The organism is Natronorubrum sediminis (assembly GCF_900108095.1).
Classification (GTDB): domain Archaea; phylum Halobacteriota; class Halobacteria; order Halobacteriales; family Natrialbaceae; genus Natronorubrum; species Natronorubrum sediminis.
In genome coordinates this window covers 1,041,083-1,060,920 of sequence record NZ_FNWL01000002.1, presented here as the reverse complement: position 1 = coordinate 1,060,920, position 19,838 = coordinate 1,041,083, and the positions used below count along the sequence as shown (strand labels likewise).

The following is a 19,838-nucleotide window of genomic DNA, read 5'->3' as shown; positions in this document are numbered from 1 at the left end:
CGGGACGACTCGAGTGACGCGTTCGACCGGGTCAGTCTCGAGGATCTCGATCGGGTCCCGGATACGCTCCGTCTTCGACTTCGTTGTAAATGCTCTCGGGATCGAACAACCGCGCGAAGGCGTCTGGTGGGCGGACGCTTACCGACATTCGCGATTGAAGTGACAGCCCTGCCTGTGGCGAGCGCAGCGTCTCATCGGTGGACAACAGGTGCGCTGCTTCGCCGTGATACGCTGAGGCCAGCGCCGGGTGGTCCTCTCGTGGGTGCTCGACGGCGATCCGCTCGGCCTCGAGTCGCTCGCGATGATCGCTCGCCAACTCTGCGTTGGCCAGTTCCGTCACGAGTCGTTCGGTTTGCTCGAGCAACGCATCGCTCGCGACGAGTTCGACCCACGAGTGACGGCGAACGTGATCCAGCGCGTCTCGAGCGTCGCCGCCCACTAACAGGTCGGCTGCGAGCACGTCCACGTCCGCGACGACGCGCTCGAGACGTGGGGTGTCAGGCATCGTCCTCCTCTGTTCCGGACCTCTCGGATAGCTCCCCAGCCGTTTCTCGTAACTCCTCGAGCGTCACGCTCGATTCGCTGGCCCGATCGAAGAGATCGCCCCAACTCGTGGTCATTGTTGGACGTTGACCCTCGAGCGAGAAAAACGGCGTGTCTCCCGTGTCGAGATGATTTGATATAGCGCTCGATAGTATACGACCTGTCCGAAACCATTTCTGCGTCGAATTAGCCGACCGCTCTCGAGTTCGCGATAGTCGTGTAACTGCCCGTACAGGCGTATATCCGCCTGTCAAGGGCGATTTTTGATATCGCTGACACTCTCAGAACGAGATGGCACACGGATTCAGCACGTACGCGAATGGACTTCGTCTCTCGAGGCCGCCATCAGTGGTTTGTCATTCGCCCGTGTCACTCTCGAGACCGGTTCTCGTCGTCTGCCTGGGTTCAAAATCTCCTGAAGGGCGCGTTGCTGACGACGTACACCCTTCTCCTCGAGAACGAAGCGCCGCCGTCTCACTCGCGAGCGAGTACCCAGAACACGACGGCACCGAGGACGAACGCGACCCCGACGTTGATCGCTAATCCGAGAATCCCCACGCCGAGGACGATCGCCAGCGATTGCCGGCCGTCAACGGGGGCGAACGATGCTCGAGCGAGTTCGATGGAAACGACGACGAGCAAGGCCCCGAGGACGGCGACGGGGAACGCGGCGAGTAAGGCCCCGGTCGCGACGAGCGCGAGGGACAGGTAGCCGACCCCGAGGATGACGTTCGCACCCCCGGTGCGAGCGCCGAAGGCGTACTTCCCCGCGAGGCCGCCGCTGCCGTGACACATCGGAACGCCGCCGATCGGAACCGCGGCGAGACACGTTACGCCCATGCTTTTCGACAGCGAATCCGCCGAAACGTTCCGATCGTAGAGGTCACTACAGAGCAACGCGGTTGCGATAGCCGCGTTGCCGACCGTCATCCCCAGTTGAGCGACGGTGCCCTCGAGTGCTGCGCTCGATACCGTCGGCGTGCCCGCGGGAAAGAGGGTCAGGTCGGGGAGACGCGGCGTCGGAACGCCGGCCGTCGCGACCGCGGCGAGCCCACCGAGGCCGAGGACGAGCAAGATGCTCGTTCCCTGGTGGCCAGCGAGCGCGAAGAGCCCGACGATTGTCAGGCCCGCGAGCGCGAGCGGGATGCTCTCGACGGTGAGATCCAGCGCTGCCTCGAGCAAGAGCAAGGCGACGGCGAACTGGACGCCGCGGATGACGGGTTCGCCGACGAGCCGTTGGACCTCGCCAACGAGTCCGAGTTTCCCGACGAGTACCAAGACGCCCCCTGCGAGCAACCCGGCTGCGGCGAGTTCGGGGTAGGAAAGCGAGCCGACGATGGCCAATCCGATCAGTGCTTTCATCGGTTCGACGGATAACGGCATCCCGTAGTAGAGTCCCCAGACGATCTGGAAGATGCCGAAGCCAACCAAGACGTGTGGGAGGGAGACGCTCGTCGTCGCCGCGAGGGCAATGAGCAACGGGAGAACCGTAACTGAATCTCCTAGCGCACCCGTCAGTTCGGACATCGAGAACTCGAGATCGGAGTCAGTCGACGAACCGAGTGAATGCGCCATCTACAGCCGGTAAGACTGTGACGTACTTTACTATTTTCTGTAACTTTTCGTCGTTTCGATACTCTCTCAGCGTAATGGAATTTGGTTTCGGAATTGGGGGGCGAGTAAAGCGAGCCGACTGATCGAGAAGGTCTCGACTTAGGAGGGAGGGAACCCGCAGGCGGCAACGAGATTTCTTTGAAGTGGGGCAAACAGTCGAATAAGGCCTCGCCGACCCAGATTTTGTGCTCCGCCCTCGCCCCTCCTCACCGAAGCCATGAACTGAAAATCGCTATATCGAATCGAATTCGAGCGCCTCGAGTCGACCCAATCGATTCGTCGGGAGAGTCAGCCGACAGACGGTCTCGAGGCGAGAATCAGCAATCGCTAAGGTAATTCGTGGGAAGGACTCGAGCGTGAGCGATCTCGGCAAAATCGATCGGCAGTTCTTCGACCGTCGCGTCGCCCCGAATCTGGGCGCAGCGCGCGACGACGTCGCCATCGGCCCGACTCACGGCGTCGATTTCGGTGTCCTCGATATCGACGGACGGGCGCTGGTAACGGCGACGGACCCACTCTCTATCGCCCCGCCGCTTGGCTTCGAGCGCGCGGCGCGCTTCGCGCTCGACCTCGTGCTCGCCGATGTAGCGGTGAGTGGTATCGCGCCGTCACATCTCTCGATTTGTTTTACGCTCCCGGAGACGATGACCGACGAGCAGTTCGCCACCGTCTGGGAGACGATCCACGCGGAGTGTGTGGATCTCGGGGTTGCCGTCGTAACCGGACACACGGCCCGATACTCGGACCCGTCCCACCCCTGGGTTGGCGCGGCGACCGCGATGGGCGTCGGCGAGCACGACGACATCGTCCGACCCGATGGGGCTACCGACGGTGATCGGCTCCTGTTGACCACGGGCCCGGCCGCGGAGACGGTCGGCCTCCTGAGTACCCTCTTCCCGGCGGAGTTGGGGCTCCCCAACGATATCGTCGACGCCGCACAGGATCGACTCGAGGACGTTTACTGCGTCCGAGATGTGTTGACAGCAGCGACGGCGGGGCCGGTGACGGCGATGCACGACGTCACGGAGGGCGGACTGGCGGGCGCGCTCAACGAGATGGCCGACGGCGCGGGCGTTCGCTTCGCGATCGACCACGATGCCGTCCCGATGCAACCCGGCGTCGAAGCGGTGTGCGAACACCTCGAGATCGATCCGTGGGCGGCAACGAGCAGTGGCTCGCTGGTGATCGCGGTCGATCCTGCGGGTGTCGACGACGTTCGCGAGGCCCTCGAGGAGCGAGGGACGGCCGTCGCCGAAATCGGCCGCGTCGTGGACACTGGTGACGGCCAGAGCGGCGATAGTGACGACCAGGACGGTGAGGTGCTGGTCGACGGTGACCGACTCGAGCATCCTCGTGTCGACCCCTCCTGGCGGGCGTACGCCGAACTGGCTGAGGCTGCGGACGAGTAGTCGGCCCCTCAAGTCGAATGTGCTTGGTCGAATTGGCTTGGCTGATCGATCCGACACTCGTTTGCTACGGGTTCACTCGAGTAGGATGGGAGGCACCTCGAGATGCGCGTTCGCTACGCCGCCGGCAGCACTCGCGGTTCGCAGTGGCGTGTGCGGAGTCGCGATGAGCTGCCGTAGCGAATCGCGACTCGAATCCGCGCGAGGGATGAGCGAGTGAGTTTTGCGAACGAGCGAATCGGCTGGGGAGGATGTGGAAACCCTCGTAGCCAGCGTGTGCAGAAAGCGATTCGGTGAACTGGCGTAGCGATAGAACTGGCGTCACGTTGGGCCTGGCGTGACGATAATCGTGGTGTCGCGATTGAAATTTGTACGGCGCAACTGACGACGAGGGTGACGCCGACGGGAGAGAACCCAATGAGGGAGAAAACGCCGGAGAGATGCTGTTGTGCGAGGGGACGGCCGGGGATCACTTCGTGCAGAATCGATATGCTGGTGGAAATCGGAACCTCGAGAAGCAACCCACCGCACCAATCGTGGCAACGATGATTTCCACGTCCTCCCCAGCCGATTCACTCACTCCGACTGTCGTTCGTTCATCCCTCGCGCGGATTCGAGCCGTGATTCGTCGACACTCATCACGGCTCCGCACGCGCCACCGTCGTGGTTCTGGTCCCTGCTGATTGGTCCCTGCTGATTAGTGCTTGCTGACTATTGCCTGCTGACGGGTCTCTGCTGACGGGTTTCTGTTGACTCCGGAAGGAGTGTATCTTGATTGCGTCGGAAGGCCGACCATTCAGGATCGACGACCATTACCGCTTAGTATAACCGGAAAATACACACTCGCATGAGAACGCCCGCACCCGACGCTCGCCCCGTCGCGTTGACGATCGCTGGCAGCGACTCCGGCGGTGGAGCCGGCATTCAGGCTGACCTCGCGACGATGGCGGCCCACGGCGTCTTCGGAACCTCGGCGATCACCGCCGTCACCGCCCAGCACACCCGCGGCGTCGAATCCTCCTACGCGCTCCCTCGAGAAGAGGTCGTGGCCCAACTCGAGGCCGTGACCGGCGACTTCGCCGTCGGTGCGGCGAAGACGGGGATGCTCGCGACGACGGAGATCGTCCAGACCGTCGCCGATCGCGCTGAGTCGTTCGCGTTCCCGCTCGTGGTCGATCCGGTGATGGTCGCCACTTCGGGCGATCGGTTGCTCGAGCCCGAAGCCGAGCGCGCCTACGAGGACCTGCTCGGAACGGCGACGCTCGCGACGCCGAACGCGGACGAGGCCGAAGTGCTGACGGGAATCGCGGTGACGGACGAGGAGTCCGCACGCGAAGCCGGTGAGGAAATCCTCGAGACGGGCGTCGACGCGGCGCTCGTCAAAGGGGGACACGTTCCCGGCGATCAGATTCGGGACGTGCTCGTCACGAGCGAGGGCGTTCGAACGTTCGAACATCCGCGAGTCGACACCGAGGCGACCCACGGCTCTGGCTGTACGCTCGCCGCGTCGATCGCGTCGCGTCTCGCCAGCGGTGACTCGCTCGAGGCGGCGGTCGAGGGTGCGACGGCGTTCCTCGAGCGCGCCGTGCGTTACTCGACCGACGTCGGAGGTGGTCCCGGCGCGGTCAACCACCTCGTCGACCTGCGAAACGCGGCCGCTCGAGAGCCGACCGCCGAAGCGGTGCAAAGAGTCGTCGATCGGTTCGTCGAACGCGACGTGTCCCGTCTCGTGCCGGAGGTCGGGACGAACGTTGTCGGGGCGACCCCCTATGCCGAAACGGTCGACGAGACGGCGGCCGTCGAAGGACGAATCACGCGCACGCTCTCGGGCGTCCGGCCGAATCGGGGCGTTCGCTTCGGTGCCTCGAGTCACGTCGCCCGATTCTTGCTCTCGGCTCGGGAGTTCTTCCCCGCGCTCCGATTCGCCGTCAACTGCCGGTTCGGCCCGGACGTCGACGACGCACTCGAGGCCCTCGAGTGGTCGATTGCGGCGTACGACCGAGCGGACGAGCCTGCAGTGCGTGCGGACGAAGAGGGGCACACGATGGGGTGGGGTGCCCGGCAGGCGTTCGGCGGGCGCGAGGAACCCCCGGTAGCCGTGATCGACCGCGGTGAGGTCGGCAAGGAAGCGATGACGAAACTCGTCGCGAGCGATCCGGAGACGCTCGTCGACCGCGTACTCGAACTCGAGGAGGCGGTGGTGCAGCGATGACGGGACTGTCTGAGGTGGGCGTCGTCCTGCCCCAGTACGGCACCGACGTCGACGCGGTTCGCGAGACGGCACTCGAGGCCGAGCGACTCGCGTACGACGCGGTCTGGCTCGAGGATCACTTCCAGTCGTGGATCGGCGATCCGCGGCGGGATACCCACGAGTGCTGGACGACGCTGAGTGCAATCGCCGAGGCGACCAATCGAATTCGTCTCGGGACGCTCGTCACGAGCCAATCGTATCGCCACCCGGCGCTGTTAGCGAAGATGGCGACGACGGTCGACCACCTCAGTGACGGCCGCCTCGAACTTGGACTCGGTGCCGGCTGGTACGAAGACGAGTACGACCGGTTCGGCTACGAGTTCCGGACGCCACCGGCCGAACGAATCCGCCGTCTCGCCGAGACGGTCGAGATCCTCCGCGGCCTCTGGACGAACGAGACGTACACGCATACGGGAGAGCACCTCAACGTCGATCTCGAGGACGCCATCTGTGAACCGAAGCCGGTACAGGATCCCTACCCACCGATCTGGATCGGCGGCGGTGGCGAGCGGTTCACGCTCCGCTACGTCGCCGAACTGGCCGACGGCTGGAACTACGGCACGCTGACGCCGTCGGGGTTCGCCGACAAACTCGCGGTTCTGCGAGATCACTGCGCGGACGACGAGCGCTTCGAGGAGATCCGGACCTCCGCCGAACTGTTCGTCTTCGTCGCTGAAACCGCCGACGCCGCCGAAGACAAACGGGAGCAGTTCAGGAGCGAATTCCTCCCCGATGGCCCGACGACGCCTCGAGAGCACTTCCTCGCGGGCTACCTCGAGTCGGCACCGACTGGAACGCCGAATGACGTTTCGACGCGACTCGAGGAGTACGCTGACGTCGGTATCGAGACGGCAATGCTCGTGATTCCGAACGCGGTTGATCCGGACGACGAGAGCCTCTCGATGCTGTCGGAGGCGCTTCGCGAGTGACGACGCTCGCCGCGAGTACTGACGGTCGCCACGGATCCCCGTGAGCGACGGCGCTCGCCGGGGAATCGGAGCACGGAAACAGAAAGGCTCTTTCTGGAGGCGGATGATATCGCGACGCATGGTCGAGAGCCCGTTCGATGTCGAGATTCGCGTCGGAAAGATACTCGAGGCGGAATCGTTTCCGGAGGCGAACAAGCCGAAGATGACCAAGTTGTGGATCGACCTCGGCGAGGACCACGGCGAGATCCAATCCGCGGGGCAACTGGATCGTCACTACGACCCCGAAGAACTCGAGGGGCGGCAGGTGCTCTGTGCGACGAACCTCGGCTCGGTTCGCATCGCGGGGTTCAAATCCGAGGCCCTGACGGTTGGCGTGCCCGACGAGGAAGAGTTCCCGATCCTCGTAGAACCGGATACGGACAAGGACGTTCCACTCGGCGGCCTGTTGTTCTGAGGGGAACTGCGGAGTCTGTGGAATGGACCGCCGCGGAACCTGTTGGGTCGTTATCACGGGGCCTGTCAGATGGACCACCGCGGAACCCGCAGGATTTTAGCGGTGGCCGAACAGTCACCGTACATGACCGAGGCGACGGGGATCGTCGGTGAGTTCTTCTCGCTCAAAGAGGGCACCGACGCCGATTTGCTGGCGATGCAGTGTGGCGATTTCTACGAGTTCTTCGGCGAGGACGCCGAGACCGTCAGCGACGAACTCGATCTCAAAGTCTCCCAGAAGTCTTCGCACGGCTCGTCGTATCCGATGGCCGGCGTGCCAGTTAACGACCTGACGCCCTATCTGAAGGCACTCGTCGAACGCGGCTATCGGGTCGCTGTCGCGGACCAGTACGAGACGGACTCCGGACACGCGCGCGAGGTCGTTCGCGTCGTCACGCCGGGAACGCTCCTCGAGACGACCGACGCGGACGCCCAGTATTTGGCGGCCATCGTCGACGCCTCGAGTTCGTCTTCCGCCGGCTCTGCCGCGGGCTACGGGCTCGCGTTCGCCGACGTGACGACCGGTCGCTTTCTCGTCGCGGAGGGCGAGGACGTCGACGACGCCCTGACGGAGCTGTACCGATTCGATCCCGTCGAGGTGTTGCCGGGGCCAGAGACGCGAACCGACGACGAGTTGTTGACGCACGTTCGCGAACGCGTCGACGCCACGTTGAGCCTCCACGAGACGGAGTCGTTCGCCCCGAAGCGGGCGACCCACGCAGTTCGCGAGCACTTCGGGTCGGAGACGGTCGACCGACTGGCCGTCGGCGAGGCTGCACTCGCGGCTGCGGGGGCGATTCTCGCGTACGTCGAGGAGACCGGTGCGGGCGTGCTCGCGTCGATGACGCGCATTCAGAGCCACCAGGGCGACGATCACGTCACGCTCGATGCGACCACGCAGCGCAACCTCGAGTTGACCGAGACGATGCAAGGCGACACCGACGGCTCGCTCTTCACGACGATCGATCACACCGAGACCAGTGCCGGCGGCCGGCTCCTGAAAGAGTGGCTCCAGCGCCCGAGACGCTCCCTCGAGACGCTCGAGCGCAGACAGGAGAGCGTCGCTGCGCTTTCGTCGGCAGCGTTAGCACGTGATCAGATTCAGGACACGCTCGACGACGCGTACGATCTGGCGCGATTGGCGTCGAAGGCGACCCACGGCAGTGCGGACGCACGAGACTTGCAGGCCGTCCAGGAGACGCTGGCGGTGTTGCCAGCACTGGCGGACACCATTGCGTCGACGCCGGAACTGGCCGATGCGCCGCTGTCGGACATCGTCGATCAGCCGGACCGCGAGGCCGCTCGGGAACTCCACGCAACGCTCGAGGAGGCCATCGCCGAGGATCCGCCCTCGACCGTCACGCAGGGGGAACTCCTCCAGCGAGGTTACGACGAGGAACTCGACGAGGTGATCGACCGACACGAGGAGGTAAAGCGGTGGCTCGAGACGCTTGCGGATCGCGAAAAGCAGGCCCACGGCCTCTCGCACGTGAGCGTCGACCGGAACAAGACTGACGGCTACTACATCCAGGTCGGCAAGTCCGCGGCCGACGGCGTCCCCGACCACTACGAGGAGATCAAGACGCTCAAGAACTCGAAGCGGTTCACGATCGACGAACTCGAGGAGCGAGAACGCGAGATCCTTCGTCTCGAGGAACAACGGGGCGAACTCGAGTACGAACTCTTCGAAGAACTCCGCGAGGAGGTCGCCAGCCGGGCCGAAACCCTCCAGGACGTCGGGCGAACGCTCGCGACCGTCGACGCGCTCTCGAGTCTGGCGACCCACGCGGCGGAGAACCGTTGGATCAAGCCCGACCTCCATGCTGGCAACGTGCTCGACATCGAGCAGGGCCGCCACCCTGTCGTCGAGCAAACGACGGAGTTCGTTCCGAACGACGTTCGGATGGACGGGGCGGCTACCGCCGCCAGCCAGGAACGCGCTGACGGACGCGCGAGCGACGGGCGCGGCTTTCTGGTCGTCACCGGTCCCAACATGTCCGGCAAGTCGACGTACATGCGCCAGGTCGCCTGCATCGTGCTCTTGGCGCAAATCGGTAGTTTCGTCCCGGCGAAAGCGGCCGAGATCGGGTTGGTCGACGGCATCTTCACCCGCGTGGGCGCGCTCGACGAACTCGCACAGGGTCGCTCGACGTTCATGGTCGAGATGAGCGAACTCTCGAACATTCTCCACACCGCGACCGAGGAGTCGCTCGTGATTCTGGACGAAGTCGGCCGCGGTACGGCGACGTACGACGGCATCTCCATCGCGTGGGCGGCAACCGAGTATCTGCACAACGAAATCCAGGCGAAGACGCTCTTTGCGACCCACTACCACGAATTGACTGGGCTCGCCTCGAGGCTTCCACGCGTCGCGAACGTCCACATCGCGGCGGACGAACGCGACGGCGACGTCACCTTCCTGCGGAGCGTCCGCGACGGGCCGACCGATCGATCCTACGGGATCCACGTCGCCGACCTCGCTGGCGTCCCCGACCCCGTCGTCGACCGCTCGAGAGACGTTCTCGAGCGGTTGCGTGAGGAGAAGGCGATCGAAGCGAAGGGTGGTTCTTCGAGCGAGCCCGTTCAAACGGTGTTCGACGTCTCGAGCGGCCAGTTCCGTGGGCCAGCCAACGCCGACGGCGGTGAACCAGATCGACAGCAGGCGGATAAGGACGAGCGAGACGAACCGATCGATCCGGACGCGAAAGCCGTCCTCGAGGATCTCGAGTCACTCGACGTGAACACGACGCCACCGATCGAACTCATGTCGAAGGTCCAGGACTTACAGCGACGACTCGAGGATTCATAGGTCGACGCGTCAGGCAACCGGTGCGATGGTCGTGAACTGCAGCTGTTGTAACGGATTCGACCCTCGACCTGGCTTACAGCACGGTGATGGGATCGTCGACCGAAATTTCGCCGGAGTCGACGATTCGAACGTTCAGCCCACCTCGATGGACGAGTGCGCCGAGTACGCCCTCCTCCGTGAGGGACTCGAGGTACGCACACGGTTCACAGATTTCGACGCCCTCACAGACGACATTCCCGATCCGGAATCGCTCGTCGAGTAAGTGATCGACGGCGACGTCTCTGGTGGTGACGTTTCGTCGGTGATCGGCTGGCTCGAGTTCGATGCCGGCGTCGCGCTCGACGATCTCGAGCGTCTCCGCTTCGAAGAGCGTGAGCGCCCGGTCTTCCGGTGGGAGGTCTCGACCCTCCTCCCCTGACCACGAGCCTGCCTGGTCGAAATACCGGTCGCCCTCGAGTCCCTTTCCGGCGACTGCTCGGACGTCGGAAACCGAGTGCATCGCTGCGCCCGCTTCCGGCGCGATATGAATCGCCGAGACGCTACCATTGTTGCTGGAACCCATGATGGTTGGTATCGATGTGCACACTCAAAGCGTTTCTCGTTGGTCTAACGCGGGCATATTGTCAATCGAACTCGACTAGCCGGGAACGGTATTGTTATCACGTGCCAGATAGCCAGCTAACACGATGCACGAACCGGACTACGACGTCGCGGGGAAGACCGCGATCGTCACGGGTGCAAGTCAGGGAATCGGAGAAGCCATCGCCAAGACACTCGCCGCCAGCGGCGCGAACGTCTCGATCTGTTCGCGCTCGATGGATCGCGTCGGCCCGGTCGCAGACGAGATCAACGACGCGGACGACGCTGGTGAGGCCCTCGCCCTCGAGTGTAACGTCCGCGAGCGCGAGCAGGTCCAGAATCTCGTCGACGAAACGGTCGAAACGTTCGGCGATATCGACGTCCTCGTCAACAACGCGGGAGGCGAGTTCGTTGCCCCCTTCGAGGACATCTCGGCCAACGGCTGGCAGACTATCGTCGACCTCAACCTCAACAGTACCGTCCACTGCACGCAACTCGCCGGCGAAGTGATGCGCGAGGGCTCTGGCGGTGCCATCATCAACCTCTCGTCGGTCAACGGCCAACACGCAGCCCCCGGAGAGAGCCACTACGGGGCCTCGAAAGCCGCGATTATCCGCCTGACCGAGACGCTGGCAACTGAGTGGGCCGACGACGGCATCCGCGTCAACTGTATCGCGCCCGGTCTGATCCAGACCCCCGGCGTCGCCGAGACGCTCGGTATCGACAGCGAGGACATGCCGCCCCGCGAGAAGACCGACCGTCGCATCGGCCACCCCGAAGAGATCGCCGACGTCGCCCAGTTCCTCTCGAGTCCCGCCGCCTCGTTCATGAACGGCGAAACGGTGACCGTAAAGGGCGTTCCACGCGCCGGAAACTCGATGTCGCAGGATCTGGGTCTCGAGTAACGCGACCGACCCGGTTTCCGCGATTTCAGCACCGTTCAGCCGACGGCTCAGTCAGCAGTGGCGCGCGCTGAACCGCGGTGCGCGGTTGAGCGCGAACGCAATGAGCGTGAGCGAGACTCGCTCGCTGTCACTCGGTCGTCGGTGACTCGAGGCGTTCGCGAGAGCAGATACGTTTTTGCGCTCGCCAACACATTCTCTGTGCATGACGCTCACCGAGGCACTTTCCGGAATCACCTGCCCAGTCGTCACGCCCTTCGAAGACGATACTGGGACGCCCGAAGTCGACGACGCGGCATTTACTGACGTACTCGAGCACCTCCTCGATGGTGGCATCGACGGCGTCTTTCCGTGTGGGACCACGGGCGAATTCGCCAGTCTCACGCCTGCAGAGCGCAAGCGAGTTCACGAACGAACGGTCGAGACGGTCGATGGCGAGGTGCCAGTGCTCGCTGGTGCGGCCGCACCGAGCGTCGACGAGGTCGTCGACTACGCCACCCACGCCGCCGACATCGGTGCCGACGCGGCCGTCGTCACGGAACCGTACTTCCACGGAGCGAACGACTCGAGTGGCACCCACCGCTTTTTCGAGGCCGTCGCCGACCGCTCGCCGTTGCCACTCTTGCTCTACAATATCCCGCCGTGTACCGGCGGCTCGATCCCCGTCGAGACGATTCGGGCACTTGCCGACCACGAGAACGTCCTCGGGATCAAGGACTCGAGTGGCGACCTCGAGTACTTCTGTTCCGTGATGCGCCAGACGCCCGAAGATTTCCTCGCGCTACAGGGTTACGACGCGCTGCTCGTTCCCGCGCTTCGGATGGGGGCCGACGGCGGGTTGAACGCGCTCTCGAACGTCGCTCCGGCGCAGTATGCCGAACTCTACGAAACGGCCGCCGACGCGCGTGGTGAGGAGATTCAGGACGCCATCGTCCCACTGTTCGACGCCTGTGCGGACCACGGCTTCGCCCCGGCGACGAAGACGGCCCTCGAGTACGACGGCGTGATTCCCACGGACGCGGTTCGGCCGCCGCTCGTCGAGGTCCCTGCGGATGGTCGAGACGCCATCGAGGTCGCCGTCGACGACTTGCTCGACGGATAGGGCTGCCTGCCCAGCACTCCCCACTTGGTTGCCCGTTCGTCGGTGCGTAGTTCGCTCGGACGGACTCCAACCCACAGTTTAACCACGCTCGAGCGAGAGCGAACGCTATGAACCGAACGGACGGACTCGAGCACGTTCGATCGCGATTTCACACGCTCGAAGCGCCCCGAAATTCCGCCGTTCGTCCGAAGATCGAGCTATGACAGAGGAGCCACCACAGGACACCGACATCAACCAGTTAGACGAGGACACCGTCGCTCGCATCGCCGCCGGCGAGGTCGTCGAACGGCCCGCCAGCGCGGTCAAGGAACTCGTCGAGAATAGCCTCGACGCCGGAGCAAAAGCCATCGACGTGACGATCGAAGACGGCGGCACGGAGCTGATCCGCGTGGCCGACGACGGTGACGGGATGACCGAAACGGACGTTCGCGCAGCCGTCCGCGAGCACACCACGAGTAAGATCGCTGGACTTGAGGACCTCGAGTCGGGCGTCGCGACGCTCGGCTTCCGCGGCGAAGCGCTCCACACGATCGGGTCGGTGTCTCGAGTGACGATCGAGTCCCGACCGCAGGCTGTCGACGGGGAGAGTCGAGACGCCACTGGCACGAAACTCGTCTACGAGGGAGGGGAGATAACGACCGTCGAACCGACAGGTTGTCCCGCCGGAACCATCGTCGAGGTTGCGGACCTCTTCTACAACACGCCCGCTCGCAAGAAGTTCCTCAAGACGACGGCGACGGAGTTCGCCCACGTCAACCGGATCGTCACGCGCTACGCGCTCGCGAATCCGGACGTCGCCGTCTCGCTCACCCACGACGGCCGCGAGGTGTTCGCGACGACCGGGCAGGGAGACCTGCAGGCGGCCGTGCTGGCCGTCTACGGACGCGAAGTCGCGTCGGCGATGATCCCCGTCGAAATCGACGGCGACGAACTCCCGCCCGGCCCGCTCGAGTCGGTCTCGGGTCTCGTCTCACACCCCGAAACGAATCGCTCGAGTCGGGAGTACCTCGCGACGTATGTCAACGGCCGCGCGGTCACCGCGGACGCGATTCGCGAGGGGATCATGGGTGCCTACGGCACGCAATTGGGTGGCGACCGGTATCCCTTCGCTACGCTCTTCCTCGAGGTGCCCGGCGACGCCGTCGACGTGAACGTTCACCCCCGCAAGCGGGAGGTTCGATTCGACGACGACGATGCGGTCCGCCGGCAGGTCGATACGGCCGTCGAGTCCGCACTGCTCGAGCAGGGCCTCCTTCGCTCGCGTGCGCCGCGGGGTCGCTCGGCACCCGAGGAAGCCCGACTCGAACCCGGGTCCCCCGAGTCGACGGCACGGTCGTCTCTCGAGCACGCGAGCAGCGAAGCGGGGAGCGACGAGTCCGAGGCAGACTCCGACCAGCGGACTCGAGACGAGGAGTCACGTTCCGTCGCGTCCAATGAATCGGAGTCCTCCGCGCAGACGGGTGGTGGATCCGAGACCCACTCGGCAGAGGCGTCCGTTCACTCCGAGTCGCCTGCTCCGCCTCACGACCCACCGGAGGCGGCTACTCGAGCGGAGGCGACTGCCGACTCTCAGCCGAAGGCGACTCGAGCGACGACCGAGACGGAGGAACCTTCCCAACGTAGCGGACACGCTGCAGACGCTTCGCCCACCGATTCGACGCCATCTGATTCGGAAGACGGTGACTCGAGGCCCGCACAGGCCGACTCGAGCGCCGAACCTAACCCAGAACGGACGTTCTCCGTCGCGACCGAACAGCAAACGCTCGGCGGCGAGGCCGCGACCGGCGACGAGGCCCAGTTCGAATCGCTCCCGTCGCTTCGCGTCCTCGGGCAGTTACACGACACGTACCTCGTCTGTGAAACGGCGAACGGGATGGTGCTAATCGATCAGCACGCGGCCGACGAGCGCGTCAACTACGAACGGCTCCAGCGAGCGTTCGCCGACGACTCGGCTGCACAGGCACTGGCGTCCCCCGTCGAACTCGAGTTGACGGCCGTCGAAGCCGAGGCGTTCGAGAGCTACCGCGAGGCGCTCTCACGACTGGGATTCTACGCGGACCGTGTCGACGATCGAACGGTTGCCGTGACGACGGTCCCCGCCGTGCTCGAGGAGACGCTCGAGCCCGAACGGTTGCGAGACGTCCTCACGTCGGTGCTCGAGGGTGATCGCGACGCCGGGTCGGAGACCGTCGACGCGCTGGCGAACGAGTTCCTCGGCGATCTGGCGTGTCACCCCTCGATCACCGGCAACACGTCGCTGACGGAGGGATCGGTGCTCGATTTGCTCGAGGCGCTCGATGGGTGTGCGAATCCCTATTCGTGTCCGCACGGGCGGCCAGTCCTGATCGAACTCGACGAGGCCGAACTCGAGGACCGATTCGAGCGCGATTACCCGGGCCACCAGGGCTAACCTGCTGGCGGTGCGTTCGGCTGTCGCCGCGTCGTGGACGCAGGAGTGGCCAATTCAGGCTGCGGGCTTAACTCGCTCTCGAGTAGAGCGGTTGGCATGAACGTTCCCACGGATCGGCTCTTGCTCATGCTCATCGTCGCGACCGGATTCGCCGTCGCTGGCGGTGGCTGGGCGGCCTCGCTCGTGCACGCCGAGGCGACCGGCGTCGAAGAGATCGGCATTCGGGTCGCAATCGGCGTCGTCTTCTTCCTGATCCTCCTCGCCTTCTGGACCCTGTTTTCGGGGATCGACGACGAAGCCGCGTGAACGGCTCGACCCGTGTCGAATCAGTGTGAGGGCTGTCGTCCGTCTTCGACAGTGGCTGCGGACGTTCGTCGTTCGTGGCGATAGAGCCAGAGAGTACAACACAGGGCGACCAAACCGGCCACCGTCGCGATGGCGAACGCGATCTGGTAGCCGGTCTCCGTGTAGACGCGGGTGCCGCCGACGACGTCACCCGCCCAGTAGTCGTCGAGCGCCCAGCCCATCAGGGTCGGCAAGATCGCCGCGCCGAAGAAGCCCGCGCCGTTGACCGTTCCCGTCGAAATGCCACTCGCGCTGTCGGGATGGCGATCCTTGACGACCGCGTAGCCGAGCAAGAACGACCCGAGCAACAGGCCGCTGAAGAAAAACACGGCGCCAACGACGACCAGCGGCGGGTCGCCCACGAGGGCGATAATCGCGAGACTCGCGACGAAGAGGGCCCCACCGCCGACCATCAACTCGCCCCGTTTCCCGATTCGATCGGAGAGCCAGCCGATAGCGGGCGGGCCGATCATGACGCCGACGCCGCCGAGGAGGGTGAAGAAGGAGGCGTACGTGACCGATACGTCGTACACCTGGACGATGTAGGGAATCCCCCAGAGGCCGAACAGGGTGAGGTTCACGCCGCTCGCACAGAACAGCATGATGGCGACGACCCAGATGAGGGGGTCGCGGAAGATATCGGAGAGGTAGGTCTTGAGTTCGGCGTTCGACAGCGTCGGCTGGTCGGGGACGCCCTCGAGCGAGTCGAAACCGGCCTCACGTGGGCTGTTCCGGACGACGGCGAAGACGACGACAGCGAAGAGGAGACCGAGGACGCCGAGTCCGCCGATGGCCGTTCGCCAGTCAGTAGCGTCGACGGCGAGGGCCAGCGGCGTCGTCGCGACGACGCCACCGATGCCGGAGATCGCGAACGTTGCGCCGCTCATCGTCGCGAACTCGTCGGCGCGGTACCAGTTCGCACAGAATCGGAGGATGCAGACGAAGATCACGCTGCCGCCGAGGCCGACGAGTCCCCGGGCGGCGAGTGCGGCGAGGTAGCTGTCCGTCAGTGCGAACCAGACCACGCCGACGTTCATCACCGCCGCGCCGATCGTCGCCGTCACCCGCGGCCCGACACGATCCGCGAGGATGCCCGTCGGAATCTGCATGAACGCGTACACCCAGAAGAAGACGGCGTGAAGCGTTCCTAACTGGGCTCCCGTCGTCTCGAACGCACCCATGAGATCCTCCGCCAGCACGGCCGAAGAGAGACGATTGACGTTGACGAGTAAGAAGACGACGCCGAGCGTCGCCCAGAGCAGCCAGCGGCGTTTGAGTGGATCGGCCCAGATTCGCATTCGTCCTCACTCGTCGACCCATCACGGAAAAGCTTCAGAAAGCGGCACAGTAGGTACCATTCGTCACACGACTTCGCTGCCGTCACCGGTAGCAATACGCTTCTCGAGAGACGCATTCTCCCCATGCCTCCGGACCACGAGCTCGACGGTTCTGACGCGGGCGGCCAGTTCATCAGGAGCGCGCTCGCCCTCGCCGTCTTGAGAAACGAGTCGATTCGCATCGAGTCAGTTCGCGGCGATCGACCGACACCCGGCCTTCGCCACCAACACCTCGCGGTGCTCGAGACGATGGCCCAACTGTGTGACGCCGACATCTCCGGCGGCGAACTCGGGTCCGAAACCGTCGAATTCGACCCCAGCCTCGAGTCGACCGACGGGGCGACGGACTGGCAGAGCCGCGGTCCCGGCTCCCTCCCCGGCGGGGAGTACGCCGTGGACATCGACACGGCGGGCAGCGTGACGCTCTTATTCGACGCCGTGCTCCCGCTCGCGACAATCCTCGAGTCTCGACTCACCGTGACCGTAACCGGCGGCACCGACGTGAAGTGGTCGCCACCCCTCGAGTACTTCCGACAGGTCAAGCTCCCCTTCCTCCGACGACACAGACTCTCCGCGTCCTGCGAGGTCGAGCGACGCGGGTTCTACCCCGACGGCGGCGGCCGAGTGACGCTACACGTCGATCCCTCGAGCGTCGAGCCGATCGACTCGACCGAACGGGGCGAACTCGAGGGCGTCCGGCTCTACTCGACGGAATCGGAATCGCTCGCGGATCGCGACGTCGCGCACAGACAGGCCGAAGGCGCACTCGAGCGACTGGGGATCGGAACGGAGGTTTCAGTCGGAAACGGTGGACCTGACGGGAGAGCGCTCGAACTGCTCGAGCGACGGGAGGAGGCCGTCGCCAGTCCGTCGCCGGGGTCGGCCATCGTGCTCCGACTCGACCACACGCGAGGCGTCGCGGGGTTCAGTGCACTCGGCGAGCGCGGCAAGCCGGCCGAACGCGTCGGCGAGGACGCGGCCGACGAGTTGCTTCGATTTCTCGAGAGGGGTGCGGCGTCGGACGAGCCAGCCCCACCGATCGACCGACACCTGGCGGACCAGTTGGTCGTCTTCCTCGCACTCGCTGGCGGCCGCCTTCGCGTCCCGAGCGTGAGCGACCACGTGGCCTCGAGTTGTGAGTTGCTCGCCGAATTCGGGGGTTCGGTCGACGTCGACCGTTCAGCGGTGTCCGACGACGGAGCAGAGACGTCAGACACCGCGCCAGCCGTGCTCTCGGTCGACTCGCGACTCGTGGGCTGAACCGATCGAAACGAATTTTCGACGGGAGAGATCCTGCTCCTCGAGCGAACTGCGCCCTGCAGACGAATAATATGCCGTCGACGAACCGCGTGAACCGACGAACCGCGTGAATCCGTCTCGAGTGTGTGAGCACGAGCGGGGCGTGACAACGCCACAACTTATGCCACCGCCGTTCGTTGCTCTCCACATGGCTGTGGAACACACGTGCGGTCCGGTCTGGGGGACCGACCCGTGAGCGATATCGTCACGTTCGGCGAGACGATGCTGCGATTGACGCCGCCGGGAGACGAACGACTCGAGAACGCGGGCGAGTTCGAAGTCCGCGCGGCGGGAGCGGAGAGCAACGCCGCGATCGCGGCCGACCGACTCGGCGCGACGGCGACCTGGCTGTCGAAAGTTCCGGATTCGCCCCTCGGTCGACGCGTCGTCAACGAACTCCGGGGACACGGCATCGAAACCGACGTCGTCTGGAGTCAGCAGGGTCGACAAGGGACCTACTACCACGAGCGAGCGGGCAGCCCGCGAGGGACGAACGTCATCTACGATCGGGGGAATACTGCCATCTCGAGCGCCGAGGCTCGAGAGTTCGACATCGACCAGGTACAAAACGCCCGCGTCTTCTACACGACGGGGATCACGCCCGCGCTCTCCTCGACGTTACGAGAGACGACGGCGAGCATGCTCAAGGCGGCCAGACAGGGCGGAACGACGACGGCGTTCGACTTCAATTACCGGAGGAAGCTCTGGACGCCGGAGGAAGCTCGAGAGACGCTCACCCGGCTGTTCCCCGGAATCGACGTCTTGCTCATCGCGGCTCGAGACGCGCGGACGGTGCTCGACTTCGAGGGCGACCCCCGCCAACTTGCCCACCAGCTCGGGTCGCAGTACGACTTCACGACCGTCGTCGTCACTCGCGGCTCCGAGGGGGCACTCGCCTGGCACGACAACGTCGTCCACGATCAGGCCGCCTACGAGACGGACACCGTCTCGCCAATCGGCACCGGTGATGCCTTCAGCGGCGCGTTCATCGCTCGGCGACTCCACGGCGACGACGTCCCAAAAGCGCTCGAGTACGCCGCGGCGACGGCGGCGCTCAAACGCACGATTCCCGGGGACGTGGCGCTTCTCACCAAAGATGAGGTCGACGCTCTCGTCACAGACGACGGGACCACGATCTCTCGGTGACGCTTCCTCAGCAGAGGAGCGGCGGAGCTCTCGACTTCCCTAACCGCGTCTCAACAGTGAGACGACCACTCACGGGCTGGGTGCGAACTTTTCCCTGCGGACCGAGTATATACATCCATGACTCGAGTCGTTCGGCGCGCGACGAGCGACGACGTGTGGGCCGTCCACGAGACGGCCCGCGAGAGCTGGCACGCCGCCTACGACGAAATTCTCGGGCCAACCCTCGTCGACGAAGTGGTCGACGACTGGTACGCGATCGGTGATCTCGAGTCGGCGATCACCGACGCACTCGAGCGAGAGAACGCGACGTTCCTCGTCGTCGAGCCCGAGGGGACGGAACGACTGGAACCGAGCGACTCCGGCTCCGATTTCGACGGGGACTGTCTGGGCTTCGCTCACGTCGTTCCGTGGCCCGAAGATCGGTCCGTGGCGTACCTCGCTCGCTTGTACATTCGGCCAGACTACTGGCGAGCAGGCGCAGGAAGTTCGCTGCTCGAGCGACTCGAGGCCGACCTCGAGTCGTCGTTCGATCGGATGCGCCTCTCCGTCCTCGCCGACAACGAAATCGGCATTTCGTTCTACGAATCGGCCGGTTTCGAGTGCGTCGACGTGCGCTCGACCGATCTGGCCGACGGACTCGAGGAGTGCGTCTACGAAAAACCGCTGTGAGGTGG

General features: G+C 64.7%; 17 protein-coding genes. 12 read left to right on the top strand and 5 right to left on the bottom strand.

All coding sequences use genetic code 11. The features are described 5' to 3' along the window. Positions 1-31 precede the first annotated feature (31 nt). The 3 genes from BLW62_RS12420 to BLW62_RS12415 form a co-directional block, all read right to left on the bottom strand. Positions 32-505 carry a DUF7384 family protein gene (locus BLW62_RS12420; protein WP_090507331.1) on the bottom strand — a complete coding sequence of 158 codons (474 nt, stop codon included), beginning with the start codon at positions 503-505 and terminating at the stop codon, positions 32-34. Continuing rightward, positions 498-620, bottom strand: a complete 123-nt coding sequence (locus BLW62_RS19120) for a hypothetical protein (RefSeq protein WP_281246652.1) — start codon at positions 618-620, stop codon at positions 498-500. Before BLW62_RS19120 ends, BLW62_RS12420 begins: the two co-directional genes overlap by 8 nt. A 397-nt stretch (positions 621-1,017) precedes the next feature. Continuing rightward, entirely contained in the window at positions 1,018-2,118 is a 1,101-nt protein-coding gene (locus tag BLW62_RS12415) for a putative sulfate/molybdate transporter (RefSeq protein ID WP_090507330.1), read from the bottom strand. Positions 2,119-2,513: 395 nt separating this feature from the next. Here BLW62_RS12415 and BLW62_RS12410 point away from each other — a divergent pair, with 395 nt between their 5' ends. From BLW62_RS12410 to mutS, 5 genes are all read left to right on the top strand, one after another. Beyond that, complete coding sequence (locus tag BLW62_RS12410) at positions 2,514-3,566, top strand: HypE family hydrogenase expression/formation protein (RefSeq protein ID WP_090507329.1); 1,053 nt, start codon at positions 2,514-2,516, stop codon at positions 3,564-3,566. An 844-nt stretch (positions 3,567-4,410) separates the two neighbouring features. Beyond that, positions 4,411-5,775 carry a bifunctional hydroxymethylpyrimidine kinase/phosphomethylpyrimidine kinase gene (thiD, locus tag BLW62_RS12405; RefSeq protein WP_090507328.1) on the top strand — a complete coding sequence of 455 codons (1,365 nt, stop codon included), beginning with the start codon at positions 4,411-4,413 and terminating at the stop codon, positions 5,773-5,775. Beyond that, complete coding sequence (locus BLW62_RS12400; protein WP_090507327.1) at positions 5,772-6,743, top strand: TIGR03560 family F420-dependent LLM class oxidoreductase; 972 nt, start codon at positions 5,772-5,774, stop codon at positions 6,741-6,743. Before thiD ends, BLW62_RS12400 begins: the two co-directional genes overlap by 4 nt. A gap of 118 nt (positions 6,744-6,861) precedes the next feature. Further along, entirely contained in the window at positions 6,862-7,197 is a 336-nt protein-coding gene (locus BLW62_RS12395) for a tRNA-binding protein (RefSeq protein ID WP_090507326.1), read from the top strand. Positions 7,198-7,320: 123 nt separating this feature from the next. Beyond that, positions 7,321-10,044, top strand: coding sequence for a DNA mismatch repair protein MutS (mutS, locus tag BLW62_RS12390; protein WP_090507325.1), 2,724 nt, complete (start codon positions 7,321-7,323; stop codon positions 10,042-10,044). Positions 10,045-10,117: 73 nt separating this feature from the next. On the opposite strand, the gene BLW62_RS12385 is transcribed toward mutS, so the two are convergent. Beyond that, a complete protein-coding gene (locus BLW62_RS12385) occupies positions 10,118-10,606 on the bottom strand; it encodes an MOSC domain-containing protein (protein WP_090507324.1) in 489 nt (162 codons plus the stop codon). Positions 10,607-10,730: 124 nt separating this feature from the next. Here BLW62_RS12385 and BLW62_RS12380 point away from each other — a divergent pair, with 124 nt between their 5' ends. The 4 genes from BLW62_RS12380 (at position 10,731) to BLW62_RS12365 (ending at position 15,343) form a co-directional block, all read left to right on the top strand. After that, positions 10,731-11,528 (top strand): SDR family NAD(P)-dependent oxidoreductase, encoded by a 798-nt coding sequence (locus BLW62_RS12380; protein WP_090507323.1) that lies wholly within the window; start codon positions 10,731-10,733, stop codon positions 11,526-11,528. A 202-nt stretch (positions 11,529-11,730) separates the two neighbouring features. Then, complete coding sequence (locus tag BLW62_RS12375; RefSeq protein WP_090507322.1) at positions 11,731-12,627, top strand: dihydrodipicolinate synthase family protein; 897 nt, start codon at positions 11,731-11,733, stop codon at positions 12,625-12,627. Between the two features lie 199 nt (positions 12,628-12,826). Next, positions 12,827-15,037 carry a DNA mismatch repair endonuclease MutL gene (mutL, locus tag BLW62_RS12370; protein ID WP_090507321.1) on the top strand — a complete coding sequence of 737 codons (2,211 nt, stop codon included), beginning with the start codon at positions 12,827-12,829 and terminating at the stop codon, positions 15,035-15,037. 96 nt (positions 15,038-15,133) lie between these two features. Beyond that, the gene (locus BLW62_RS12365) at positions 15,134-15,343 is read left to right on the top strand and encodes a hypothetical protein (RefSeq protein ID WP_090507320.1); all 210 of its coding nucleotides are present in this window, start codon (positions 15,134-15,136) and stop codon (positions 15,341-15,343) included. A gap of 20 nt (positions 15,344-15,363) precedes the next feature. Here BLW62_RS12365 and BLW62_RS12360 read toward each other — a convergent pair whose 3' ends face one another. Beyond that, on the bottom strand, positions 15,364-16,680 hold the full coding sequence (locus tag BLW62_RS12360) for an MFS transporter (protein WP_090507319.1): 1,317 nt from the start codon (positions 16,678-16,680) through the stop codon (positions 15,364-15,366). A 123-nt stretch (positions 16,681-16,803) separates the two neighbouring features. On the opposite strand from BLW62_RS12360, the gene rtcA reads away from it, so the two are divergent. From rtcA to BLW62_RS12345, 3 genes are all read left to right on the top strand, one after another. Further along, positions 16,804-17,979: an RNA 3'-terminal phosphate cyclase gene (gene rtcA, locus BLW62_RS12355; RefSeq protein WP_090507318.1), complete on the top strand. Its 1,176-nt coding sequence runs from the start codon at positions 16,804-16,806 to the stop codon at positions 17,977-17,979. Positions 17,980-18,210: 231 nt separating this feature from the next. Next, a complete protein-coding gene (kdgK1, locus tag BLW62_RS12350; protein ID WP_090507317.1) occupies positions 18,211-19,164 on the top strand; it encodes a bifunctional 2-dehydro-3-deoxygluconokinase/2-dehydro-3-deoxygalactonokinase in 954 nt (317 codons plus the stop codon). Positions 19,165-19,281: 117 nt separating this feature from the next. Continuing rightward, complete coding sequence (locus tag BLW62_RS12345) at positions 19,282-19,833, top strand: GNAT family N-acetyltransferase (RefSeq protein ID WP_090507316.1); 552 nt, start codon at positions 19,282-19,284, stop codon at positions 19,831-19,833. Positions 19,834-19,838: the final 5 nt, after the last annotated feature.

What these genes read in the sequence shown, in the direction of transcription:
- BLW62_RS12420 (WP_090507331.1), bottom strand. Translation starts at nt 505, where the DNA reads ATGCCTGACACCCCACGTCTCGAGCGCGTCGTCGCGGACGTGGACGTG.
- BLW62_RS19120 (WP_281246652.1), bottom strand. Translation starts at nt 620, where the DNA reads ATGACCACGAGTTGGGGCGATCTCTTCGATCGGGCCAGCGAATCGAGC.
- BLW62_RS12415 (WP_090507330.1), bottom strand. Translation starts at nt 2,118, where the DNA reads ATGGCGCATTCACTCGGTTCGTCGACTGACTCCGATCTCGAGTTCTCG.
- thiD (WP_090507328.1), top strand. Translation starts at nt 4,411, where the DNA reads ATGAGAACGCCCGCACCCGACGCTCGCCCCGTCGCGTTGACGATCGCT.
- BLW62_RS12400 (WP_090507327.1), top strand. Translation starts at nt 5,772, where the DNA reads ATGACGGGACTGTCTGAGGTGGGCGTCGTCCTGCCCCAGTACGGCACC.
- BLW62_RS12395 (WP_090507326.1), top strand. Translation starts at nt 6,862, where the DNA reads ATGGTCGAGAGCCCGTTCGATGTCGAGATTCGCGTCGGAAAGATACTC.
- mutS (WP_090507325.1), top strand. Translation starts at nt 7,321, where the DNA reads ATGACCGAGGCGACGGGGATCGTCGGTGAGTTCTTCTCGCTCAAAGAG.
- BLW62_RS12385 (WP_090507324.1), bottom strand. Translation starts at nt 10,606, where the DNA reads ATGGGTTCCAGCAACAATGGTAGCGTCTCGGCGATTCATATCGCGCCG.
- BLW62_RS12380 (WP_090507323.1), top strand. Translation starts at nt 10,731, where the DNA reads ATGCACGAACCGGACTACGACGTCGCGGGGAAGACCGCGATCGTCACG.
- BLW62_RS12375 (WP_090507322.1), top strand. Translation starts at nt 11,731, where the DNA reads ATGACGCTCACCGAGGCACTTTCCGGAATCACCTGCCCAGTCGTCACG.
- mutL (WP_090507321.1), top strand. Translation starts at nt 12,827, where the DNA reads ATGACAGAGGAGCCACCACAGGACACCGACATCAACCAGTTAGACGAG.
- BLW62_RS12365 (WP_090507320.1), top strand. Translation starts at nt 15,134, where the DNA reads ATGAACGTTCCCACGGATCGGCTCTTGCTCATGCTCATCGTCGCGACC.
- BLW62_RS12360 (WP_090507319.1), bottom strand. Translation starts at nt 16,680, where the DNA reads ATGCGAATCTGGGCCGATCCACTCAAACGCCGCTGGCTGCTCTGGGCG.
- rtcA (WP_090507318.1), top strand. Translation starts at nt 16,804, where the DNA reads ATGCCTCCGGACCACGAGCTCGACGGTTCTGACGCGGGCGGCCAGTTC.
- BLW62_RS12345 (WP_090507316.1), top strand. Translation starts at nt 19,282, where the DNA reads ATGACTCGAGTCGTTCGGCGCGCGACGAGCGACGACGTGTGGGCCGTC.